Annotated in this window: 23 protein-coding genes and 1 pseudogene; 11 read left to right on the top strand and 13 right to left on the bottom strand. The window is 66.9% G+C overall.

Features of this window, described 5'->3' with window-relative positions; genetic code table 11:
• Positions 1-21: 21 nt before the first annotated feature.
• The 3 genes from EH231_RS06550 to EH231_RS06540 are packed head-to-tail and all read left to right on the top strand — an operon-like array spanning position 22 to position 2,158.
• On the top strand, positions 22-849 hold the full coding sequence (locus EH231_RS06550) for a RecB family exonuclease (protein ID WP_044523851.1): 828 nt from the start codon (positions 22-24) through the stop codon (positions 847-849).
• Positions 846-1,643: a thioesterase family protein gene (locus tag EH231_RS06545; protein WP_090431117.1), complete on the top strand. Its 798-nt coding sequence runs from the start codon at positions 846-848 to the stop codon at positions 1,641-1,643. The genes EH231_RS06550 and EH231_RS06545 overlap by 4 nt, the downstream gene beginning before the upstream one ends.
• The gene (locus EH231_RS06540; RefSeq protein ID WP_090431119.1) at positions 1,640-2,158 is read left to right on the top strand and encodes a DinB family protein; all 519 of its coding nucleotides are present in this window, start codon (positions 1,640-1,642) and stop codon (positions 2,156-2,158) included. The genes EH231_RS06545 and EH231_RS06540 overlap by 4 nt, the downstream gene beginning before the upstream one ends.
• Here EH231_RS06540 and EH231_RS06535 read toward each other — a convergent pair.
• Both EH231_RS06535 and EH231_RS06530 read right to left on the bottom strand, forming a co-directional pair.
• A complete protein-coding gene (locus tag EH231_RS06535; RefSeq protein ID WP_090431121.1) occupies positions 2,155-2,388 on the bottom strand; it encodes a hypothetical protein in 234 nt (77 codons plus the stop codon). The genes EH231_RS06540 and EH231_RS06535 overlap by 4 nt on opposite strands.
• 281 nt (positions 2,389-2,669) lie before the next feature.
• A complete protein-coding gene (locus EH231_RS06530; RefSeq protein ID WP_090431123.1) occupies positions 2,670-2,918 on the bottom strand; it encodes a DUF3297 family protein in 249 nt (82 codons plus the stop codon).
• Positions 2,919-3,152: 234 nt separating this feature from the next.
• Here EH231_RS06530 and EH231_RS06525 point away from each other — a divergent pair, with 234 nt between their 5' ends.
• The 3 genes from EH231_RS06525 to EH231_RS06515 are packed head-to-tail and all read left to right on the top strand — an operon-like array spanning position 3,153 to position 4,626.
• A complete protein-coding gene (locus EH231_RS06525; protein ID WP_090431125.1) occupies positions 3,153-3,470 on the top strand; it encodes an ArsR/SmtB family transcription factor in 318 nt (105 codons plus the stop codon).
• Entirely contained in the window at positions 3,467-3,982 is a 516-nt protein-coding gene (locus EH231_RS06520; protein WP_090431127.1) for an SRPBCC family protein, read from the top strand. The genes EH231_RS06525 and EH231_RS06520 overlap by 4 nt, the downstream gene beginning before the upstream one ends.
• Before the next feature lie 11 nt (positions 3,983-3,993).
• Entirely contained in the window at positions 3,994-4,626 is a 633-nt protein-coding gene (locus EH231_RS06515; protein WP_170856397.1) for a flavodoxin family protein, read from the top strand.
• On the opposite strand, the gene EH231_RS06510 is transcribed toward EH231_RS06515, so the two are convergent.
• From EH231_RS06510 to EH231_RS06495, 4 genes are all read right to left on the bottom strand, one after another.
• The gene (locus tag EH231_RS06510) at positions 4,592-5,968 is read right to left on the bottom strand and encodes an FAD-containing oxidoreductase (RefSeq protein ID WP_090431129.1); all 1,377 of its coding nucleotides are present in this window, start codon (positions 5,966-5,968) and stop codon (positions 4,592-4,594) included. The genes EH231_RS06515 and EH231_RS06510 overlap by 35 nt on opposite strands.
• A gap of 3 nt (positions 5,969-5,971) precedes the next feature.
• Complete coding sequence (locus tag EH231_RS06505; protein ID WP_090431131.1) at positions 5,972-6,454, bottom strand: DUF4126 family protein; 483 nt, start codon at positions 6,452-6,454, stop codon at positions 5,972-5,974.
• An 89-nt stretch (positions 6,455-6,543) separates the two neighbouring features.
• Positions 6,544-7,398, bottom strand: coding sequence for an ATP phosphoribosyltransferase (gene hisG, locus EH231_RS06500; protein WP_090432083.1), 855 nt, complete (start codon positions 7,396-7,398; stop codon positions 6,544-6,546).
• A gap of 15 nt (positions 7,399-7,413) precedes the next feature.
• Positions 7,414-7,695: a phosphoribosyl-ATP diphosphatase gene (locus EH231_RS06495; RefSeq protein WP_066897932.1), complete on the bottom strand. Its 282-nt coding sequence runs from the start codon at positions 7,693-7,695 to the stop codon at positions 7,414-7,416.
• Positions 7,696-7,732: 37 nt separating this feature from the next.
• On the opposite strand from EH231_RS06495, the gene EH231_RS06490 reads away from it, so the two are divergent.
• A complete protein-coding gene (locus EH231_RS06490) occupies positions 7,733-8,212 on the top strand; it encodes a DUF7956 family protein (RefSeq protein WP_090431133.1) in 480 nt (159 codons plus the stop codon).
• Here the strand turns inward: EH231_RS06490 and EH231_RS06485 are convergent.
• Positions 8,182-9,801, bottom strand: a complete 1,620-nt coding sequence (locus EH231_RS06485; RefSeq protein ID WP_090431135.1) for a sugar porter family MFS transporter — start codon at positions 9,799-9,801, stop codon at positions 8,182-8,184. The two genes, EH231_RS06490 and EH231_RS06485, sit on opposite strands and share 31 nt — an antisense overlap.
• Positions 9,802-9,858: 57 nt before the next feature.
• Positions 9,859-10,542 carry an HAD family hydrolase gene (locus tag EH231_RS06480; RefSeq protein WP_090432085.1) on the bottom strand — a complete coding sequence of 228 codons (684 nt, stop codon included), beginning with the start codon at positions 10,540-10,542 and terminating at the stop codon, positions 9,859-9,861.
• Positions 10,543-10,587: 45 nt separating this feature from the next.
• On the opposite strand from EH231_RS06480, the gene EH231_RS06475 reads away from it, so the two are divergent.
• Complete coding sequence (locus EH231_RS06475) at positions 10,588-11,394, top strand: SDR family oxidoreductase (RefSeq protein ID WP_090431137.1); 807 nt, start codon at positions 10,588-10,590, stop codon at positions 11,392-11,394.
• Positions 11,395-11,451: 57 nt separating this feature from the next.
• On the opposite strand, the gene metH is transcribed toward EH231_RS06475, so the two are convergent.
• On the bottom strand, positions 11,452-15,207 hold the full coding sequence (gene metH / locus EH231_RS06470) for a methionine synthase (protein ID WP_420891954.1): 3,756 nt from the start codon (positions 15,205-15,207) through the stop codon (positions 11,452-11,454).
• Between the two features lie 150 nt (positions 15,208-15,357).
• Positions 15,358-15,679 (bottom strand): annotated as a pseudogene (locus EH231_RS06465) (homocysteine S-methyltransferase family protein); the annotation flags it as partial.
• 101 nt (positions 15,680-15,780) lie between these two features.
• Here EH231_RS06465 and EH231_RS06460 point away from each other — a divergent pair.
• Positions 15,781-16,659 (top strand): PAC2 family protein, encoded by an 879-nt coding sequence (locus EH231_RS06460; protein WP_090431143.1) that lies wholly within the window; start codon positions 15,781-15,783, stop codon positions 16,657-16,659.
• A 23-nt stretch (positions 16,660-16,682) separates the two neighbouring features.
• On the opposite strand, the gene EH231_RS06455 is transcribed toward EH231_RS06460, so the two are convergent.
• From EH231_RS06455 to EH231_RS06445, 3 genes are all read right to left on the bottom strand, one after another.
• Entirely contained in the window at positions 16,683-17,567 is an 885-nt protein-coding gene (locus EH231_RS06455; protein WP_090432088.1) for an SDR family oxidoreductase, read from the bottom strand.
• 38 nt (positions 17,568-17,605) lie between these two features.
• Positions 17,606-18,844 (bottom strand): cysteine--1-D-myo-inosityl 2-amino-2-deoxy-alpha-D-glucopyranoside ligase, encoded by a 1,239-nt coding sequence (gene mshC / locus EH231_RS06450; protein ID WP_090431145.1) that lies wholly within the window; start codon positions 18,842-18,844, stop codon positions 17,606-17,608.
• Between the two features lie 127 nt (positions 18,845-18,971).
• Positions 18,972-19,733 (bottom strand): 3'(2'),5'-bisphosphate nucleotidase CysQ, encoded by a 762-nt coding sequence (locus tag EH231_RS06445; RefSeq protein ID WP_090431146.1) that lies wholly within the window; start codon positions 19,731-19,733, stop codon positions 18,972-18,974.
• Between the two features lie 78 nt (positions 19,734-19,811).
• On the opposite strand from EH231_RS06445, the gene EH231_RS06440 reads away from it, so the two are divergent.
• Both EH231_RS06440 and EH231_RS06435 read left to right on the top strand, forming a co-directional pair.
• Positions 19,812-20,843: an alpha/beta fold hydrolase gene (locus EH231_RS06440; RefSeq protein WP_124712106.1), complete on the top strand. Its 1,032-nt coding sequence runs from the start codon at positions 19,812-19,814 to the stop codon at positions 20,841-20,843.
• 57 nt (positions 20,844-20,900) lie between these two features.
• Positions 20,901-21,575, top strand: a complete 675-nt coding sequence (locus EH231_RS06435) for a DUF6891 domain-containing protein (RefSeq protein ID WP_090431150.1) — start codon at positions 20,901-20,903, stop codon at positions 21,573-21,575.
• Positions 21,576-21,592: the final 17 nt, after the last annotated feature.

The following is a 21,592-nucleotide window of genomic DNA, read 5'->3' as shown; positions in this document are numbered from 1 at the left end:
CGCGGTCCTAGGCTTACAGGTGTGAATGAGGAACCGGCTCCGACGCCGCGCCGCCCGGCGCTGTCGCCGTCACGGGCCGGCGATTTCAAGCAGTGCCCCCTGCTCTACCGGTTCCGCGCCATCGACCGGCTCCCCGAGCCCCGGTCCACCGCCCAACTGCGCGGTTCCCTGGTGCACGCCGCGTTGGAGCAGCTCTACGGCCTGCCTGCGGCCGAACGGGTGCATGACACGGCGCTGACGCTGGTCGAGCCGGCGTGGGAGCAGGTGGTGGCCGCCGAGCCAGAGCTGGCCGATACCGAATATCCGGCCACGTTGCTCGCCGAGGCCAGGGCGCTGTTGTCGGGGTACTACCGCCTGGAGGATCCGACCCGGTTCGATCCCCAGTGCTGCGAGCACCGCCTCGAGGTCGAGCTGACCGACGGCACGCTGTTGCGCGGATTCGTCGACCGGATCGATGTCGCACCGTCGGGCGAGTTGCGCGTCGTCGACTACAAGACCGGTAAGGCCCCGCCCGAGGCGCGGGCGCAGGCCGAGTTCAAGGCGATGTTCCAGATGAAGTTCTATGCCGTGGCGTTGCTGCGCTCGCGTGGGGTGATGCCGTCCCGGCTTCGGCTGTTGTATCTGGCCGATGGTCAGGTGCTCGACTACTCCCCCGAGCATGACGAGCTGCTGCGGTTCGAGCGCACGCTGATGGCGATCTGGAAGGCCATCCAGGCGGCCGGCGCCACCGGCGATTTCCGGCCCAATCCGTCGCGGTTGTGCTCGTGGTGTGCACATCAGAGTTTGTGTCCGGCGTTCGGCGGCACCCCGCCGCCGTATCCCGGGTGGCCAGAATCAGGAGCTGCATGATCGGGTGTCATTACCATCGGCTCGGTACCGATGGTGAGTACCAGCTGTTCGAGTCCACCGCCGATACCCGGAGCAACTGGGACCCGGCCATTCAGCACGGCTCACCGCCGCTGGCGCTGTTGACCAAGGCGATCGAAGAGTTGGCCGCCGGTACGGGCCTGCGGATCGGACGGTTGACGCTGGATATCCTGGGCGCGATTCCGGTTGCGCCGGTGCGGGTTCGGGCCTGGGTGGACCGGCCGGGGTCACGGATCTCGATGGTCGTCTCCGAGATGGAGGCGGCCCGACCCGACGGCACCTGGCGCGCGGTGGCGCGGGTCACCGCCTGGCTGCTGGCTCCCAGCGACACCAGCGACGTGGTCACCGATCGCTTCCCGCCATTGGTGGAGGGCGAGGCGGCAGGCGTGGCGCACAACTGGGAAGGCGCGCCGGGCTATCTGGAAAGCGTGTCGTGGCGTCGGCAGAACGCGACCGACGGTGAGTCGGCGGTGGCCTGGATGAGTCCGTTGACGCCCGTGGTCGACGACGAGGAGACGACGGCCCTGCAGCGCCTGGCGCTGGTGGTGGATTCGGCGAACGGCATTGGCGCGGCGCTCGATCCGGAAAAGTTCGTGTTCATGAACACCGATACCGCGGTGCATCTGCACCGGCTTCCGGAAGGGTCGGACTTCGCGGTTCGGGCCCGTGGGTCCATCGGACCGGACGGCATCGGCGTGACGACGGCGGAAATCTTTGACCGCCAAGGGTTTATCGGGACCTCGGCCCAGACCCTGCTGGTAATGCGGGTGCCATGATCGTCGAGCTGCGCGGCCAGTTCGACCTGGCCTGGGCGCTGACCGACCTGCACTTGTCGGCGCTGGTCGACGAGGATCACCTGTGGGAACCGGGCTCGCTGGTGTGGACCGTGCACGAGGATCCGTCGGGCCGGTGGTGGCCGGATTGGGCGGACACCGAGCCCGATCCGATCCCCGTTCCGACCGTCGGCTGGCTGACCTGGCACATGATCTTCTGGTGGACGACCGCGCTGGCGCACGTCGACGGCCGGCCGCCACCACCGCGCTCCGAGATCGACTGGCCCGGCCCCGCGGCCGCGGTGCAGCGGATCAGGGTGCTCAGCGCACGCTGGAGTGGCCTGCTGGATTCACTGACCGACACCGATCTTCTTGGCCCCGCGACGTTTCCGTGGGGCCCGGATTCCGGCCGGTCGCTGGCCGACATGGTGTTGTGGTTGAACGTCGAGCTGACGAAGAACGCCGCCGAGATCGGTCAACTGCGCATGCTGCGCGCCGCGACCCGCTCCTGCGGCTAATCGTCCTCGCCCTGGTCGTCGTCCCAGCCACCGTGCCACCGCGGACCGTCATACCAGCCGTTGTACCAACCGGGGGTGTCCACGCAGGCGTGCGCGAAACCATAGGGACCACTGACGCACAGGCCCGGATCGGCCGATGCCGACCCCGCCCCGGCCAACGCGACGCCGATCGGCACCGCGACCACGCCGAGTCCGGCGGCCAACCTTCCGAGATTTTTCAAACGGTTCACATCTCACCTCCGGCATAGCCTCAAGCGAGCACCCCGTCCCCCGCCCACTGTAGTCCCACCGGGCATGGCCGCAAGGCTCGCTCCGGGTCCGCCGCGTGCTGCGTGTTCGGCAATTCAGATGGCGGACACCAGATTGCGCTTTCGGTGACAGGTCCTAGAACCACACGGTTGTCCAGATCTTGACTCGCCGCTCAACGGCCGTCAGCTGGTTCAATTCTCGCCTGGCTCACGCGGATGCGCCAAAGAGCCGCTGGGCCTTCCAAGGGCATCCGCTATTTTGCTCAGCGGAAGTAAGGCTCAACCGTGCCATTGATCTTGACGACCATAGGATTTCCGCGGCGATCCTTCGCGGTAGGGACTTCAACACGCACCCAACCCTCGGCCACGTTGTATTCGTGGACATTGGTTTTCTCGACGCCATTGAAGCGAATACCCACGTCGCGGCGGAGCACCTCTTCGCTATAGAACGGGCTGCGCGGGTCGATGGAGAGGTGATTCGGTGGAACGTCTGCGTTCTGATCCTCGGACATGATGGCCTTCGTTGAATGCTGCGCTAGGCGCTCGGATTGATCCTCAGAGAATCTACGCGACCTTGCAGTAGCGGGTTGCGCGCAGGTCTTGGCGGGCCGCCTCGAGGATGACGAACGCTTGCACGTCCGATCGGATCGGCTGGGGATCCTATCGCCGGCGCTTGGGTGGGGGCTTGCACTTCACTCGAACTATATTCTCTTGCATCTATATAGACGTAGTGCAATACTCGAACCATGGACGTGTTCGAGGCCGTTGCCGAACCCAGTCGACGCGCATTGCTCGACGCCCTCGTCGACGGTGAACGCACCGCGGGCGAGCTGGTGGCCACCCTGCCCGGCTTGACCCAGCCCACCGTGTCCCGGCATCTGCGGGTGTTGCGGGAAGTCGGCCTGGTCGAGGTGCGGCCCGACGCGCAGCGTCGCATCTACGCGCTGCGCGCCGACGGCCTGGTGCAGATCGATGAGTGGATCGAGCGGTACCGCCGCTACTGGTCGGATCACCTCGACGCCCTGGAAGCCCACCTCAAGAAGACCCACAAGGAGACGAAATGACCAGCCGCGAAGGCAAACTCACCGTCGAGGGTGACCGGGCCGCCCTGAACTTCGAGCGGCGTCTGCCCTATCCGGTCGAGGCAGTGTGGGCCGCCATCACCGACCCCGAACAACGCGACCAATGGATGGGCGAGACGACGATCGACGCCCGGGAAGGCGGCACGATCGAGATGGTTCCCCACTCTCCTCCTATCCCGCCGCAGCAGAAGAAGATGACAGGACGGATCCGGGTGTGGGATCCGCCAAGGGTTTTCGAGCACGAATGGAACCAGGCAGTGTTGTCTGCTCCCGAACCCGGCGTGGTGCGTTACGAACTCATCCCGGACGGCGAGGGCACCCTGCTCCGATTCAGCCACCGCGGCCTGACGGTCTCCGACGGTCAGGGATTTCACCCCGGCACCCACGCGTATCTGGACCGGCTCGAGGCTCATCTCGCCGGGCAGCCCTTGCCCGACTGGGCCAAGCGTTATCAGGACGTCGCCCAGAAGCTCGGCACCCAGTGGACCCGATAGAAGGAAACAACATGTCACACAATGGAACTGACATCGCAGCGCCCACCGTCGCGGTGGTTTATCACTCCGGGTTCGGCCACACGTCGACCCTGGCCGATGCCGTCGCGGCAGGCGCTCATGACGGCGGAGCCGAGGTCACCGTCATGCACGTCGAGACTATGACCGACGAGGATTGGGATGTGCTGGACAACGTCGACGCCATGATCTTCGGTAGCCCCACCTACATGGGCAACGTGTCGGGCGGATTTCAGACCTTCGCCGAGAAGACCGGCCGGCGGTGCATGGACGGCACCTGGCGCGACAAGGTCGCCGCCGGGTTCACGAACTCCGGAGCCAAGAGCGGAGACAAGCTCGCCACGCTGAACTCGTTGGCGATCTTCGCCGCCCAACACCACATGCATTGGGTGAACCTGGGTTTGGGTGCGGGCTGGAACAGCGCGGCAGGCAGCGAGCACGACCTGAACAGGCTCGGGTTCTGGCTGGGCGCCGCGGCCGCCACCGACGTGGATGCCGGGCCCGACCAGGTGCACCCGGCCGATGTCCAGACCTGCCGCCACCTCGGACAGCGGGTCGCTCTGGTGACGCGTCAGCTCAACATCGGCCGCACGTTCAGTCCAGCGGCTTCAGCTCCTGCAGCATCGTAGGCACCAGCTCGCTGACGGTGGGGTGGATGTGCATGGTCCGCGATATCGCGGTGTAGGGCAGTTTCGCCGTCATGACGTCGAGGATCGAGTGCACCACCTCGTCGCCGCCGACACCGAGGATGGCCGCCCCCAGAATCTCCTTGGTCTCGGCATCCACCACCACTTTCATGAAGCCCTGGGTCTCGCCTTTTTCCACCGCACGGCCGACCCTGGTCATCGGGCGCTTGCCCACCAACGCCTTTCGGCCGGACTTCCGCACCTGATCGACCGTCATCCCGGCCCGGCCCAGCGGCGGATCGATGTAGAGCGCATAGGTGGTGATGCGATCGCTCACGCGACGCGGATCATCGTCGAGCAGATTGGCGGCGACGATCTCGAAGTCGTTGTAAGACGTGTGGGTGAAGGCGCCCTTGCCGTTGCAGTCCCCCATCGCCCAGATGTGCTCGGCGGTGGTGCGCAGCTGATCGTCGACCACGACGTAGCCGCGCCCGTCGAGGTCCACGCCGGCGTTCTCCAACCCGAGATCGTCGGTGTTGGGAGCCCGTCCCACCGCGAGCAGCAGGTGCGTTCCCGCAATCGGATCGGCACCGTCACGCGGCGTCACCTCGAAACCGCTGTCCCGCTTGGTAAACCGGATGCCGGTGGCGTTGAGCACCACGTCGATCCCCTCGGCCCGCAGGACCTCGGCGATGGTGGCCGATACGTCCTCGTCCTCACGCGAGGTCAGCCGTGGCCCCTTCTCGACCACCGTCACCCGGGCACCGAACCGGCGGTACATCTGTGCGAACTCCAGCGCGATGTAACTGCCGCCCACGATCACCAGGTGTTCGGGCACGACGTCGAGGTCCAGGATGCCGACGTTGGTCAGGTAGTCGATGCCGTCCAAACCAGGAAAATCCGGAACTACGGCCCGGCCACCGACATTGAGAAAGATCCGATCGGCCCGCAGCAACTGGCCGTCGACGTCGATGGTGTGCGGGTCGACGAAACGGGCGTGGCCACGGATCAGGGTGGCGCCGTCCATGCCCTTCAGCCAATCCTCCACCCCATGGCGGTCGGCCAGCATGATCGCATCCTTGCGGGCCTTGACCTTGGTCATGTCGATGTCGATTTCGCCTGTGCCGACGCCGAAATCAGCGCCGCGCCGCGCGAGATGGGCGGCATGCGCACTGGCCACCAGGGTTTTGGTGGGGATACAGCCGTAGTTGACGCAGGTACCGCCGACCAGCTTGCGTTCGATCACCGCGACCGTCTGCCCTGCTGCGGTCAACCGGCCCGCCAACGGCGGCCCGGCTTGACCCGCGCCGATGACGATTGCGTCGAAACTTTGCGCGGGCGCCATGAACTAGAGGACGGAGGTCAGGGCTGCGATCGCGAAGCCGCCGAGCACGGCGACTGCGTCCTCGAACAGCGCGACCGGCAGATCGTGGCCATCATTGCGGCTGACCAAGCGCTTTCGCGCCTCGTACCCACCGAGGGTGCCGATCACGGCACCCACGAGGGCCGCACCGAGCGCGGTGAACGTGAAGCCCCACGCGGTGCCGATCACCGCACCGGCGAACGCCCCGGTGATCAGACGGGTGATGAACTGCACCGGGGTCTTACGGCTGGGCGTGCGCGGCAGCTGATCGGTAACCAACTCCACCACAGCAAGAATGGTCAACACGGTGACCGTGACCGGGTGAGCCAACCACTGGGCCCAGGTGCCGTCGAGGTTGATCCAGTTCAGTGCGGCGGCCCACGCCACCGCGGCCGGAGCGGTGAATGCCCGCAATCCGGCCACCACACCGATGAAAAGAGCCAACAACAGAACCAGAAAATGCGTCACGGCGACCTCCGAGGTCTGAAATTGTCACCCGGACGCTAACACGCAATGCGGCGCGGCACGCGCCGATCAGACAGGGCGGTGTCCGCCCGTCAGAAACGGCAGAACCGAATATCCGATGCGAGTATCGCTTTGGCGCCGATCGCGGCGATCTCATCCATGATGGCGTTGACGTCGCGACGCGGGACCAAAGCCCGCACCGCCACCCAATCCGGATCCGCCAGCGGCGCGATGGTCGGTGACTCCAGCCCCGGCGTCACCGCGGTGGCCTGGTCCAAAACCGCACGCGGGCAGTCGTAATCCAGCATCAGGTACTGCTGGCCGAACACTACGCCCTGCACGCGCGCCGTCAGCTGATCGCGCGCGGACGCACTGCCGTCCCCCTCGGCACCGTCGCGCTCGATCAGCACGGCCTCCGACTCGCACAGCGGCGCACCGAACGCCACCAGGCCGTGCAGGCCCAGAGTGCGACCGGAACCGACCACGTCGGCGATCACGTCGGCGACCCCGAGCTGGATCGAGATCTCGACGGCGCCGTCCAGCCGGATCACCGACGCCTCGATCCCCTGCGCCGCAAGGTCCTTGCGAACCAGGTTGGGGAACGACGTGGCGATCCGCTTGCCCGCCAGATCCTTCGGGCTCCACTCCCGGCCGGCGGGAGCGGCGTATCGGAAGGTCGAGCCACCGAAGCCCAGCGACAGGCGCTCCCGCACCGGAGCGTCGGAATCGGCGGCCAGGTCCCGTCCGGTGATGCCCAGGTCGAGCTGACCCGAACCCACGTAGATCGCGATGTCCTTGGGCCGCAGAAAGAAGAACTCGACGTTGTTGACCGGATCGACGACCGTCAGATCCTTGGGGTCACGCCGACGCCGGTACCCGGCCTCGGCGAGGATCTCGCCGGCCGCTTCGCTGAGTGAGCCCTTGTTGGGCACCGCGACGCGCAACATCTGATCGGCCACGGCTCACAACTTCCGGTAGACGTCGTCGAGGGTCAGGCCCCGGGAGATCATCAGCACCTGGGTCCAGTACAGCAACTGGCTGACCTCCTCGGCGAGCGACTCGTCGCTCTCGTGCTCGGCGGCCAGCCACACCTCGCCGGCTTCCTCCAGGATCTTCTTGCCGAGCCCATGGACGCCGGCGTCAAGTGCGGCGACCGTGCCGCTACCGGCAGGTCTGGTGCGCGCTTTGTCGCTGAGTTCGGCAAACAGGGCCTCGAAGGTCTTCACAGGCATGAATTGTTTCATGCTCGGTGGGGGTCGATTTGTGGGGTGCAATAGAAGGGTGAGCGAACCTGTCGGCGACGAGCTGCGGACCTACACTGCCCGGGTCACCGCGATCCGCGCGATCCTGTCCAGATACCTGACGGTCGACGGCCTGGTCCAGAACAATCGCCTCGCCAACCCCATCCTGCCGCTCGAATGCCTGTCCGCATCGTGGGGTGCCGACGTGGCGTCGGCTCCGGCGCTCACCGTGGCGATCCACCCGGTAGACGAGTTCACCGCCGAGGTCGAAGAACTGCGCTACGGCGCCGACCTCACCCCGGGAACCTATGAGGTCCAACGCACCGAACCCGACGAATTCGCCCTGGTGCAGGTGCGACTGTCCAGCGTCTGGGTGGTCGCCGGGCGCTGTGAGGTCTATCTGGCCCACCACGACATCTCGCCGGAGAAGCTGGTCGAGGCCGCCGTCGAGATCGCCCGCTGCGTCGGCTGCGCGCCGTATGACGACGACTACGAGCCTCCGCCGCCGCCTGCCGGCTGAGCGCTCAGCGCGTCGGCGTGCATGTCCTCCAGGTGCTTGCCCTTGGTCTCCTCGACCCACTTCCAGACGAACAGCAACGACAGCAGTGCGCACAGCGCGTAGAAGCCGTATGCCACGCCCAGTACGTTGCGCAGCTCCGGGAACGACACGGTGATCAGCCAGTTGGCCACCCACTGACCCGCCGCCGCCAGGCCCAGCGCCGCGGCGCGGATGCGGTTGGGGAACATCTCCCCCAGCAGAACCCACACCACCGGACCCCAGGACATGCCGAAGGCCACCACGAACAGGTTGGCCGCCACCAGTGCTATCGGCCCGGCCGCACCGCTCAGCTGCGGCTGGCCATCGACCTGCGGCGCGGTTCCGAAGATCACGGCCATCGTGCCCAGGGTGAGCGCCATACCGGTGGACCCGATCAGCAGCAGCGGCTTGCGCCCGATCTTGTCGATCAGCGCGATCGCGATCAGCGTGGTGACGATGTTGGTCACCGAGGTGATCACGGTGATGGTGAACGCCTGGCTCTCCTCGAATCCGACTGCCTCCCACAGCACATTCGAGTAGTAGAAGATCACGTTGATGCCGACGAACTGCTGAAAGATGGACAGCCCCAAGCCAACCCAGACGATGCCGTAAAGCCCACTGACAGCGGCCACCCCGATGCCGAGCGCGAAGAAGACCACCGCCGGGATCCACAACCCGGCCGAAACCGACGCGACGGCGAGGACGATGAACAGCAGCAGCAGCCACCACACGTAGCGCCGCACCCATGCGGTGAACCCACCGGCGGACAGGCGCGGCTTGAGCAGATCCTGCCAGGACGGCGGCTTCTCGGACTTCAGCGAGTCCTCGATCCGGTGAATGGTGATCTCGAGGTTCTTCTCGCCGAGCAGCATGGAGAGAACCTTGCGTGCCTCTGGAATACGGAACTTCGCGACCAGATACCGCGGCGACTCCGGGATGGTGTAGGCCAGCAGGCCGTACACCAGGGCAGGAATGGCCATCACCAGGAACATCCAGCGCCAGGCCGCCAGCCCGAACCAGAGTTCTTCGCGGGACCCGCCGGCCAGGTGCGCGAGCAGATAATCGACCGACAGGGACAGGAAGATCCCCGTCACGATCGCCAACTGCTGCAGTGAGCCCAGGCGCCCCCGGATGCGCGGTGGTGCCGTCTCGGCGATATACGTCGGCGCGATGACGGAGGCGACGCCGACCCCGAGGCCGCCGATGATGCGGAAGATCACCACAAGCCAGATGTGGGTGGCAACCGCGGTACCGATCGCACTGATCAAGAACAGCAACGCCGCGAGCTTCATGACCGACCGCCGGCCGATCCGGTCGGCCAGCTGGCCTGCGGTCAACGCGCCCACCGCGGCCCCCAGCAGCGCCGAGGCCACCGCGGAACCCAGAACCACGTTGTTGATCTGGAATTCGTCCTGCAGGGCCGCGACCGCCCCGTTGATCACCGCGCTGTCATAACCGAAAAGCAAACCGCCCAATGCAGCCACCGAAGCGATCCGGACCACCTTGCCGCTGTGCTCGGATTCCTCGTAGTCGAGGTCCGATGCAGGATCGCCGACCGGTCCGTGAGTCATGGGACGCCCTTCCGCAGCAATGCGTGATCAGGATCACATTGAATCACACGGGCAGGATCAGGCGGTGCGTTCTCCGGCTTGGGAATTCAGTTCGTGATACACGGCGCGGAGGCCGGCCACATCGAGTTGCGCCAGCGAGGAAACGTGCCTGCGCAATGGGCCTCCGGGTACCGCCACGTCGTTGGGCACCACCAGCACCGGGCAGCCCGCGGCCTCGGCGGATTCTGTGCCGGTGACCGAATCCTCGACCGCCAGGCAGGATGTGGCGGAGACACCGAGGAGATCGGCCGCCCGCAGGTACGGGTCGGGGGCCGGCTTGCCGGTGTCGACCTCGTCACCGCAGACGGTCACCGAAAAGTAGTGGCGGCCAATGCTGTTCAATGCCCGCTCGGCGAGGTCCCGGCGGGTGTTGGTCACCAGCGCCATCGGAATCCCGGCTGCGGTGAGACCGTCGAGCATCTCCTGGGCACCCGGACGCCACGGCAGACCCTGCTCGAACAGCTCACCGGTGTAGTCGTGCAACCAGTCCGCCGAATCCGCCATGGCGGCGGGATCGGGCTCCAGCCCCAGGTCGTCGTACACGATCCGCATAACGGTCTCGGACGAACCGCCGACCGTCGATTCCCGTACCTCCGCGCTCAGCACCCCGCCCATCCGCGCGTACAACGCGTGCATGGCGATGTCCCAAAGCTTTTCGGAGTCGACGAGGGTGCCGTCCATGTCCCAGAGCACCGCACGCATGGCAACCATTCTCGCATTGTCCGACCGCGCCTATAGCGTGGGAGCATGACGGTATTGGTGACCGGAGCCACAGGAAACATCGGCAGGCGCGTCGTGGATGAACTAATTCGTTTGGGCAGCAGCGATATCGGGGACATCCGCGCGTTGACGACAAACCCGGCGAAGGCGGCATTGCCCGAATCTGTGACAGCAATCACCGGTTACCTGGGGAAACCAGAGACCTTGCCTGCCGCGTTGGAGGGCGTCGAACGCGTGTATCTGGCGCCGTTCCCCACCACCATCGAACCCACGCTCGAGATGTTGGTGCAAGCGGGTGTGCAGTACGTGGTGGCACTGTCGGGCGGCGCGCATTGGGCGGAGCACGCCGAAGCGGTCACCGCCTCTGGGCTGGCGCACACCCAGCTCGGACCCGGCGAGTTCTGCGAGAACTTCGCGATGTGGGCCCCGCAGATCAAGACGGGCACCGTCCGCGACGTCGCCCCCGACTACGTCGAGTCCCCGGTGTCGATGGACGACATCGCCCGGGTGGCCGCGCACCTGTTGGCCGCCCCGCAGGATGCCCATCTGGGCGCGATGTACGAACTCACCGGCCCCGTCGCGTTGTCACGCGCCGATATCGCCCGCCAGATCGGGGCCGGCATCGGCATGCCTGTCGACTCGCAGCGGTGCAGCCGCGCGGAGGCCGAAGAGCTGCTACGCCCCGTCATGGGCGACGGCGCGCACTGGTACCTCGACCTGTTCGACGGCGATCCGGAACATCAGGCCGCCAATGACAACGTCGAGCGGTTGACGGGTGCCCCCGCTGAATCGATCGCGCAGTGGGCGGCCCGCAACCGCAGCCTGTTCACCTAGCCACCGCCGGGATGAGCCGGAACGGAAACCGCTCCGGCTCAACCGGTTTCAGTTCGGTCAGTCCTCGGGGTTGTAGCCGAGGTTGGGGGCGAGCCAGCGCTCGGCTTCGGCCAGGGTCCAGCCCTTGCGCTTCGCGTAGTCGGCGACCTGGTCCTGAGCCATCCGGCCGACCACGAAGTACTGCGACTGCGGGTGCGAGAAGTACCAGCCGCTGACGGCCGCGCCGGGCCACATCGCCATCGACTCGGTGAGCTCGATGCCGGTGCGCTCCTTGACGTTCATCAACTGCCAGAGCGTCACCTTCTCGGTGTGCTCCGGGCAGGCCGGGTAGCCGGGGGCAGGGCGGATTCCGACGTACTTCTCACCGATCAGTGCCTCGTTGTCCAGCTGCTCGTCAGGCTGGTATCCCCAGAACTCCTCACGGACCCGTTGATGCATCCGTTCGGCGAACGCCTCTGCCAGCCGATCGGCGAGCGACTCCAGCAGGATGGCGCTGTAGTCGTCGAGGGCCGCCTTGAACTCCATGATCTTGTCCTGGCTGCCGAGCCCCGAGGTGACGGCGAAAGCGCCGACGTAGTCGGCCAGGCCCGTGTCCTTCGGCGCGATGTAGTCGCCCAGCGAACGGTTCGGGATGCCGTCGCGGTGCTCACCCTGCTGGCGCAGGTTGTGCAGCGTGGTCAGCACCTCGGTCCGGGTCTCATCGGTGTAGACCTCGATGTCGTCGCCGACCGCGTTCGCCGGGAAGAACCCGATCACCCCGTTGGCCTTGAGCCACTTCTCCTTGATCAGGGTGTCCAGCATCTGCTGGGCATCGTCGTACAGCTTGCGCGCCGCCTCGCCCGAGACCGGGTTGTTGAGGATGTCGGGGAACCGGCCCTTCATCTCCCAAGCGTTGAAGAACGGCTGCCAGTCGATGTACTCACGCAGTTCGGCGAGGTCGTACTCAAGAAAATCCCGTATTCCCGCACCGATAGCCGGCACCGGCGGTGTGTACCCGTCCCACTCGATCGGCGTCCGGTTGGCGCGGGCCTTCTCCAGCGTGAGCATCGGCCGCTCGTTCTTCTGGGCGTGCCGTTCGCGAAGGGCGGCGTAGTCGGTCGCGGTGGCCTCCAGCAGCGCCGGCCGCTGCTTGTCGTCGAGCAGCGCGGCAGCCACCGGCACCGAGCGGGAAGCGTCCTTGACCCACACCACGGGACCACTGCGACGCGGCGCCACCTTCACGGCGGTGTGAGCGCGCGAGGTGGTGGCGCCACCGATCAGCAGCGGGATCTCCATCCCCTCGCGTTCCATCTCGACCGCGAAGTTGACCATCTCGTCCAGGGACGGGGTGATCAGACCGGACAGCCCGATGATGTCGGCGTTGTGCTCCCTGGCCGCGTCCAGGATCTTCTGGGCGGGCACCATCACACCGAGGTCGATGACGGTGTAGTTGTTGCACTGCAGGACGACCCCGACGATGTTCTTGCCGATGTCGTGGACGTCGCCCTTCACGGTCGCCATGATGATCGTGCCGTTGGTGTCCCCACCTGCGGCTTCGCCGTTCTGTTCTTTCTCGGCCTCGATGAACGGCAGCAGGTAGGCAACAGCCTTCTTCATCACCCGGGCCGACTTCACGACCTGGGGCAGGAACATCTTGCCCGAGCCGAAGAGGTCGCCGACGACGTTCATGCCGTCCATCAGCGGGCCCTCGATCACCTCGATCGGCCGCCCGCCCGCGGTGGCGATCTCGGCCCGCAGTTCCTCGGTGTCGTCATCGACGTGCGCGTCGATGCCCTTGACCAGGGCGTGTGTGATCCGCTCGCGGACCGGCAGGCTGCGCCATTCGGCCGCGACCGGGTCCTCGCCCTTGTCCTTGCTGTTGAACCGTTCGGCGATCTCCAGGAGCCGTTCGGCCGCGTCCTCGCGACGGTTCAGCACGACGTCCTCGATGCGGTCCCGCAGCTCGGGGTCGATCGAGTCGTAGGGCACCAGCGCCCCGGCGTTGACGATGCCCATGTCCAGGCCGGCCTTGATGGCGTGGAACAGGAACACCGCGTGGATCGCCTCGCGCACGGGGTTGTTGCCCCGGAACGAGAACGACACGTTCGAGATGCCACCGGAGATGTGCACTCCGGGCAGGTTTTCCTTGATCCAGGCGCAGGCCTCGATGAAGTCGATCCCGTAGGTCGCGTGCTCCTCGATGCCGGTCGCGAGCGCGAAGCAGTTCGGGTCGAAGATGATGTCCTCGGCCGGGAAGCCGACCTCTTCGGTCAGGATCCGGTATGCGCGCCCGCAGATCTCCTTGCGGCGCTCCAGGTTGTCGGCCTGCCCCTGTTCGTCGAAGGCCATCACCACGACGGCGGCACCGTACTTACGGCACAGCCGGGCCTCGCGGATGAACTTCTCCTCGCCCTCCTTCATGGAGATCGAGTTGACGATCGGCTTGCCCTGGACGTTCTTCAGGCCTGCCTCGATGACCTCCCATTTGGAGGAGTCGATCATCACCGGGACGCGGCTGATGTCCGGCTCGGCCGCGATCAGCTTGGTGAACCGGTCCATCGCGGCGACGCCGTCGATCATCCCTTCGTCCATGTTGATGTCGATGACCTGCGCCCCGACCTCGACCTGCTGCAGCGCGACCGACAGCGCGGTGTCGTAGTCCTCGGCCTTGATCAGGTTCCGGAACCGCGCGGAGCCGGTGATGTTGGTGCGCTCACCGATGTTCACGAACAGGGAGTCGTCGGTGATGTTGAGCGGCTCCAGCCCCGAGAGCCGGGTGGCGACCTCGATATCCGGCAGCTCGCGCGGCGTCTTGCCCTCGACGACCTTGGCGATCTCGGCGATGTGCGCCGGCGCCGTTCCGCAGCAACCACCGACCAGGTTGACCAGGCCGGCCTCGGCGAACTCTGCGATGTAGCCGGCCTGATGCTCCGGGGACTCGTCGTACTCGCCGAAGGCGTTGGGCAGACCCGCGTTCGGGTAGCAGGAGACGTAGGTGTCCGCGATCCGCGCCATCTCGGCGATGTAGGGCCTCATCTCCGGGGCACCCAGGGCGCAGTTGAGGCCCACGGCGATCGGCTTCGCGTGCCTGATCGCGTTCCAGAACGCCTCGGTGACCTGACCGGACAGCGTCCGCCCGGATGCGTCGGTGATGGTGCCCGAGATGATCACCGGCCAACGGCGGCCGCGCTGCTCGAACAGCGTCTCGATGGCGAACACCGCCGCCTTGGCGTTCAGCGAGTCGAAGATCGTCTCGACGATGAGGAGGTCGGCACCGCCGTCGACGAGGCCGTTGGCGGCTTCGAGGTAGGCGGCGACCAGCTGGTCGTAGGAGACGTTGCGGGCCCCGGGGTCGTTGACGTCAGGCGAGATCGACGCCGTCCGCGTCGTCGGTCCGATGGCCCCGGCGACATAGCGGGGCTTTTCCGGGGTGCTGAACTCGTCGGCGGCCGTACGGGCCAGGGCGGCGCCCGCGTAGTTCAACTCGTAGCTGAGGTCCGCCATGTCGTAGTCGGCGAGCGAGACCGCGTTCGCGTTGAACGTGTTGCTCTCCAGGATGTCGGCGCCCGCCTCGAGGTACTCGCGGTGGATCCCCTCGATGATCTGCGGCTGCGTCAGGTTGAGCAGGTCGTTGTTGCCCTGGAGAGCGGTTGGCCACTCAGTGAACCGGTCGCCGCGGTAGCCGGCCTCGTCGGGCCGGTCCCGCTGGATCGCGGTGCCCATCGCGCCGTCGATCACCAGGATCCGCTGGCGCATGGCCGCCGTCAGTTCGTCGGTGCAGTCGGGGCGGATGTTCGGCGTAAAGGTCGTCGACTCACCAGCAGTCACGTGCACTCCTTCCGTAACGGAAGGCGTCCTTGACTCTGCCGAGCGTGGCGGATACGGGTAGAAACCCGGAACCGTTGCAACGCCTCTCGACCAGAAGAGTCTACGTCGTCATCCGACGGACGCGCGGACGCCCAACTCGTCGCCACGATCGACCCCGACCCGCGTGGCGATTGCGGTGCCCCCGAGTGACAGCTCACCGATTTTGTCAGCAATGTCGTAGGCACCAGGGTTAACCAGATTGCAGCCGAACGTATTTCGCCACGGCCGCGCCGGCGCCGGCCTGGAAATAGTTGCGATGGATCGTTTCGATGACCTCGGGGCAGGTCACGGTGCGGATCTCGCCGCGACCGTCGATGGTTTCGAGATCAACGAGGGTGAGATCGGCAGCCTGCAGCTGGATGCCCATGACGCCGCTGCCTGCCACTACGCGCGTGTCGAGCACGTCGACGTCGTAGGCGGATTTGTCAGCGGCAGTCACATGAAACAGGGTAGTCGGTCTATCAAACCGGCTGATCGGCGCGGCGGCGACCCGCGCGCACAACGGGCTCATCGGCACTCTTCAAGGCTTACGCTGAACGTGTGACACCGTCGTATCCGACCGCCGGCCGGCCTATTAATCTGCCCGAATTGAAGGACGCCACCATCGTGGCCGCCTTCGAGGGCTGGAATGACGCCGGCGACGCGGCCAGTGACGCGCTGGACCACCTGGATGCGATCTGGGAGGCCCAGCCGATCGTCGAGATCGACGACGAGTCGTACTACGACTATCAGGTGAACCGCCCGGTGATCCGCCAGGTCGACGGCGTCACACGGGAGCTGGAATGGCCGTCGATGCGGATCTCGCACTGCCGTCCGCCGGGCAGCAACCGTGACGTGGTGTTGATGCACGGCGTCGAACCCAACATGCGCTGGCGCACCTTCTGCGCCGAGTTGCTCGCCATCGCCGACAAGCTCAACGTGCAGACCGTCGTGATCCTGGGCGCACTGCTGGCCGATACCCCGCACACCCGGCCCGTGCCCGTGTCGGGCTCGGCGTATTCGGCCGAGTCGGCGAAGTTCTTCGGCCTGGAGGAGACCCGCTACGAAGGGCCGACCGGGATCGCCGGCGTGTTCCAGGATGCCTGCGTGCAGGCCGGAATCCCGGCGGTGACCTTCTGGGCCGCGGTACCGCACTACGTGTCGCAGCCGCCCAGCCCCAAGGCCACCGTCGCCCTGCTGCGCCGGGTAGAGGACGTGCTGGACGTCGAAGTGCCACTGGCCGACCTGCCCGCCGCCGCCGAGGAGTGGGAGCAGGCCGTCACCGAGATGACCGCCGAGGACGAGGAGATCGCGGAGTACGTCGCCTCGTTGGAACAGCGCGGCGACGCCGAGGTCGACATGCACGAGGTGCTCGGCAAGATCGACGGCGACGCGCTGGCGGCCGAGTTCGAGCGCTACCTGCGGCGCAGAGGCCGCTGAGCGCCCGATCCAGCTAGCGGCCGCTAGGCCTCCGGCTTCTCCAGTGCCTCGATACGGGCGCTGGTCGAGCGCCCGAGTGCGGCCGCCTCCGCGTCGAGTTTCGGCAGCAGCGTCGGGGTGAACTTGAGGATGTCGCGCTCCGCCAGCGGCGTCGTCACGAACGGCCGGATCCAGCGGAACACCCCGACCCACTCCGGGCTGTAGATGCGCTTCTTGCGTGCCTCGATGCCCTTCACGAACGCCGCACCACAGGCGTCGACGGTGGTGGTCCGGTTCAGCGGCGGCGGCAGCTTGGACAGCATCTCCCGGAACGCCGACAGATCCGACTTGGCGTCCTGCACAAGAGGGGTGTCGATCCAGCTCATGTGGGCCGAGCCCACGTCGACGCCGAGGTGGGCCACCTCCAGGCGCAGCGTGTTGGCGAAGTACTCGGCGCCCGCCTTGGAGGCGTGATAGGCGGCCAGCCCGGGTGCGGAGGTGAACGCCGCGAGCGAGGACACCACCAGTACGTACCCGCGACGCTTGACGACCGCGGGCAGCGTGGCGCGCACTGTGTTGAACACCCCGACGACGTTGATGTCGACGACCCGCTTGAACGCCTCGGGATCCACCTGCATGACCGAACCGAAGCTGGCGATGCCCGCGTTGGCCATCACGATGTCGATGCCGCCGAACCGCTCGACGGCGGCGTCGGCGGCCTTCTGCATGGCGGCCAGATCGCGCACGTCGGCCAGCGCGGTCAGCACGTGCTCCTCGCCGAGTTCGGCGGCCAGCGCACTCAACGGCGCCTCATCGAGGTCGGTGAGCACCAGTTTGGCGCCCCTGCGCCGCAGTCGGCGGGCCACCTCGGCGCCGATGCCGCGTGCACCGCCGGTGATGAAGACGACTTTCCCGTTCACAGAACCCATGGCCGCAACGTACCGCACCCGGGCGCGCCCGACGAGGTCTAGAGTTCGACTCCCAGCAGCGCATCCACGGTGTCGGCGACCTGCCGCGGCGCGGCCGGATCATGGCCGCCGTAGGTCAACGCATCGGTACACCAACCATCCAGTGCGGCAAGAGCTTTCGGAGTGTCGAGATCGTCGGCCAGGTATTGGCGCACCCGGGCCACCACGTCGGCGGCGTCGGGACCGGCGGACAGCGCGGTGGCGCTGCGCCAGTGCTTCAGCCGGGCGTTGGCCTCTTCGAGCACCGCATCGCTCCAGAACCGGTCCGACCGGTAGTGGCCCGCGAACAGCCCGAGCCGGAGCGCGGACGGGTCGACACCGTCGGCGCGCAGACGCGAGACCAGCACCAGGTTGCCGCGGCTCTTGCTCATCTTGTGCCCGTCCCAGCCGATCATGCCGGCGTGCACGTAGTGGCGGGCGAAACGCCGCTCCCCCGTGACGGATTCGGCATGCGCGGCGGAGAACTCGTGGTGCGGGAAGATCAGATCGCTGCCGCCGCCCTGGATGTCCAGGCCCGAGCCGATGCGGGTGAGCGCGATGGCCGAGCACTCGACGTGCCAGCCGGGCCGGCCCGCGCCGAAGGGCGAGGGCCAGCTGGGCTCACCGGGACGCTGAGCCCGCCACAGCAGGGCATCGAGTTCGTCGCCCTTGCCGGCACGGTCCGGGTCACCGCCTCGCTCGCCGAACAGCCGCAGCATGGTCTCGCGGTCATAGCCCGACTCGTAGCCGAACTGGACCGTGGCGTCGGCGCGGTAGTACACGTCGGGATATTCGGCGTCGTCGACCACATATGCCGCGCCGGAGGCCAGCATCTTCTCCACCAGCTCGACCACCTCGGTGATCGCGTCGGTGGCGGCGACGTAGTCGCGCGGCGGCAGCACACGCAGGGCCGCCATGTCGTCGCGGAACAGCTGGGTTTCCCGGTCGCCGAGGTCACGCCAGTCGATGCCGTCACGATCGGCCCGCTCGAACAACGGATCGTCCACGTCGGTGACGTTCTGCACGTAGTGCACGGTGTGTCCGGCGTCCAGCCACAGCCGGTACACCAGATCGAAGGTCAGGTACGTCGCGGCATGGCCGAGATGCGTGGCGTCGTACGGGGTGATGCCACACACGTACATGGTGGCGGTCGGCCCGGGGGTCACCGGCCGTACCTGCCGGTCGGCGCTGTCGTACAACCGCAGCTGCGGACCACGTCCTTCCAGCACCGGAATTGACGGTGCCGACCACGATCGCATGGTCTCGACTCTAAGGTGCTCGCTCAGGACGGCCTCCCGCCGGTCGGTCCCACACAGTTCAGCAAGTCAGACAACGCCGCCGCCGGTTTCATTCCCGCATCCCCCGTCGGCTCGCGCCGGAGAACGCTCACCGGGCCACTCCGATGGCCTCGAGCAGGATCGGCGCCAGCTCTTTGCGGCACATGACGAAATCCGGCAGGTAGGGGTCGGCGCGGTTGTAGCGCAGCTCCGAGCCGTCCAGCCGGGACGCGTGCAGACCGGCGGCCATCACCACACCCGCAGGTGCGGCCGAATCCCACTCCCACTGCCCGCCGGCGTGGATGTACGCGTCGACGTCGCCGCGCACCACGGCCATCGCCTTGGCCCCGGCCGAGCCGATGCGCACCATCCGGAAATCGAGCTGCTCACGTATCCGCCACAGCACCGCCGGGGGGCGGTTGGAGCTCGCGGTGATCAACAGGGGGCCGGGCCGCCGCGGCCCGGGCGGGGTGACCGTGTCGCTGCGGTACACCTCACCCCGGGCGGGCAGGGCCACCACCGCATCCGACAGGCCCCCGTCGACACCCACCGAGCGCTGCCACAGGGCGATGTGCACCGCCCAGTCCTCACGGCCGGGCAAGGAGAACTCGTGCGTGCCGTCCACCGGGTCGACGATCCAGACCCGGTCGGCCTCGACGCGGGAAAGGTCGTCGACCGCCTCCTCGCTGAGCACGGAATCACCGGGGCGGGCCTGGGCCAGGCGATCGAGGATCAGCGCGTTGGATCGACGGTCGCCCTCGTCGCCGAGGTAGTACGGGTCGTAGAAACCGACCTCCTCGCGCACGGCCAACAACAACTCGCCGGCCTCCTTGGCCACTGCGGCGGCCAGGTCGGCGTCGGTCGAGTGCACCCGGTAAGTATCGGTGCCACGCAATAGCGGTGTCGGATCGGGGCCCGGGTTGCGCTGGCGCGCCAGTAACTTGGCAGCGTGAGGCGACTCGTCAAAATAATCGCGCTGTGCGTCCTGGCGACTGTGGTCGTGGTGATCGGGTCGGGCGCGGCGTGGGAACAGATCGAACGAAACCGCGCCGCCGCGGAGTTTCCAGCCCCGGGCAAGATGATCGACATCGGCGGCCGCGCCGTTCATCTCGACTGTCGCGGCCACGGCTCGCCGACAGTGGTACTCGAGTCCGGTGCCGACACGAGCGGTTCCGCGCTGTGGTTCCCGGTGCAGCGACAAGCGGCCACCTTCACCCGGGTGTGTTCGTACGATCGCGCCGGACTCATGTGGAGCGAGTCTGCCGGCGACGGGCCACGTGACCCCGTCGCAGTTGTCGCCGATCTTCAGCGGACACTGCAGGCGGCAAACGAATCGCCGCCCTACGTCATGGTCGGGGCATCGCTCGGCGGGCCTCTCACCATGATCTTCACCAAGTACCACGGGAGCGAAGTAGCCGGCCTGGTCTTCGTCGATGCTGCCCACCCGGATCAGACCGGCCGGTTGGCGGCCGCGACCGGACATCCGGAAGCCGGCATCCCCGCGGTGTTCAAAGTTCTGCGGTACCTGACGTGGACGGGCCTGCCGCGGCTGCTCATTCCCGAGCCGACCGTGCCGGAACTACCGGCTGATGTCGTCGCCGCGATCGGCGCCTACCAGCCCGTCTCGCTGGCCGCCTCATTCGACGAGGCCGACGCCATGGAGGCCACGTTGCGGGAAGCGGGGACCTTCCGCGACCTGGGCGACCGGCCACTGGCTGTCCTGTCCCGGGGCAAACCCTGGAGCGCCTACAGCGAATCCGAGCGGGCGGGCACCGGCTTGACCCGTGACCAGTTCGACCGGATGCAACAGGCCTGGTGGGAGATGCAGGTCGAGGAGGCGAGCTGGTCGACCCGGAGCACGCATCGCAAGCTCGACGATTCCAGTCACGTCATTCAGCTGGAGAGGCCTGACGCAGTCGTCGACGCGATCCGCACGGTGGTGTCGCAGGTACGCGCGCGGAACGCCGAGTCGCCACGGTAGCCGGAACGGGCCCGATTGGTGCGCTGACGGGCTCGGTTGCGCCGGTAGGGTCAGGCCATGCGCAGCCTCGACTGGCAAACCGGTGACCGCGACGAGCTCAGTGCGTTTATCCGCTCTCACCTGGTCGCCGGGTTCTGGCGGTACGACGAAATCCTCGATATGGCACACGAGTGGATCGATGACTCGGGCGTGGTCGATCCCGGGGAAGCGGCCGAACTGATGGACTCGATGTGGCGCCGGCGCCTGGCCGAGCAGGCATCCTGGGCCGACACCGGGGACTACGGCCGGTTGCAGTACACCTTCGCCCAGCTCGAATCCGAGGGCATCCTGGCCCGGATGTGCTTCTCCTGCTGTACCACCTGCGCGACGCACGACATCGATGACGAGCGCTCCCCCAACCCGGAACCCGAGGACTGGTACCGCTATCGGGAGTGGGCCTACACCTACTTCCACGAGCAGGATGCGCTGCGGCTGGGCGAGGCCGAACCCACCCTGTATCTGGGTTTCAGCTCGTTTCGGCCCCACCCGTCGTTGCCGGACTCGTTGGTGCGCGCCGCCGCCGCCGGCGACGAGGCGGCGGTCGCCGAGATCACCGAGCGCACCGACACCTTGGTGGGCGAACGGATCGTGGTGCTGGCCAACCACTTCGGCCTCGACACCTCATGGTCTGGATCGCATCGCAGCCGCATCGAGCTCAATGTTTCCCAATGGCGAAAGCCACTGCCGCGGTAGGAGATCCGTTCGATCGC

The sequence above is a fragment of the Mycolicibacterium nivoides genome (genome assembly GCF_003855255.1).
In the GTDB taxonomy this organism is placed as follows: Bacteria; Actinomycetota; Actinomycetes; order Mycobacteriales; family Mycobacteriaceae; genus Mycobacterium; species Mycobacterium nivoides.
The sequence above is the reverse complement of the archived record's forward strand: the minus strand, read 5'-3'. Positions and strand labels throughout refer to the sequence as shown.

What these genes read in the sequence shown, in the direction of transcription:
- EH231_RS06495 (WP_066897932.1), bottom strand. Translation starts at nt 7,695, where the DNA reads ATGAAACAATTCATGCCTGTGAAGACCTTCGAGGCCCTGTTTGCCGAA.
- EH231_RS06475 (WP_090431137.1), top strand. Translation starts at nt 10,588, where the DNA reads ATGACGGTATTGGTGACCGGAGCCACAGGAAACATCGGCAGGCGCGTC.
- EH231_RS06540 (WP_090431119.1), top strand. Translation starts at nt 1,640, where the DNA reads ATGATCGTCGAGCTGCGCGGCCAGTTCGACCTGGCCTGGGCGCTGACC.
- EH231_RS06485 (WP_090431135.1), bottom strand. Translation starts at nt 9,801, where the DNA reads ATGACTCACGGACCGGTCGGCGATCCTGCATCGGACCTCGACTACGAG.
- EH231_RS06515 (WP_170856397.1), top strand. Translation starts at nt 3,994, where the DNA reads ATGTCACACAATGGAACTGACATCGCAGCGCCCACCGTCGCGGTGGTT.
- EH231_RS06480 (WP_090432085.1), bottom strand. Translation starts at nt 10,542, where the DNA reads ATGCGTGCGGTGCTCTGGGACATGGACGGCACCCTCGTCGACTCCGAA.
- hisG (WP_090432083.1), bottom strand. Translation starts at nt 7,398, where the DNA reads ATGTTGCGCGTCGCGGTGCCCAACAAGGGCTCACTCAGCGAAGCGGCC.
- EH231_RS06435 (WP_090431150.1), top strand. Translation starts at nt 20,901, where the DNA reads ATGCGCAGCCTCGACTGGCAAACCGGTGACCGCGACGAGCTCAGTGCG.
- EH231_RS06545 (WP_090431117.1), top strand. Translation starts at nt 846, where the DNA reads ATGATCGGGTGTCATTACCATCGGCTCGGTACCGATGGTGAGTACCAG.
- mshC (WP_090431145.1), bottom strand. Translation starts at nt 18,844, where the DNA reads ATGCGATCGTGGTCGGCACCGTCAATTCCGGTGCTGGAAGGACGTGGT.
- EH231_RS06510 (WP_090431129.1), bottom strand. Translation starts at nt 5,968, where the DNA reads ATGGCGCCCGCGCAAAGTTTCGACGCAATCGTCATCGGCGCGGGTCAA.
- EH231_RS06530 (WP_090431123.1), bottom strand. Translation starts at nt 2,918, where the DNA reads ATGTCCGAGGATCAGAACGCAGACGTTCCACCGAATCACCTCTCCATC.
- EH231_RS06520 (WP_090431127.1), top strand. Translation starts at nt 3,467, where the DNA reads ATGACCAGCCGCGAAGGCAAACTCACCGTCGAGGGTGACCGGGCCGCC.
- EH231_RS06455 (WP_090432088.1), bottom strand. Translation starts at nt 17,567, where the DNA reads ATGGGTTCTGTGAACGGGAAAGTCGTCTTCATCACCGGCGGTGCACGC.
- EH231_RS06525 (WP_090431125.1), top strand. Translation starts at nt 3,153, where the DNA reads ATGGACGTGTTCGAGGCCGTTGCCGAACCCAGTCGACGCGCATTGCTC.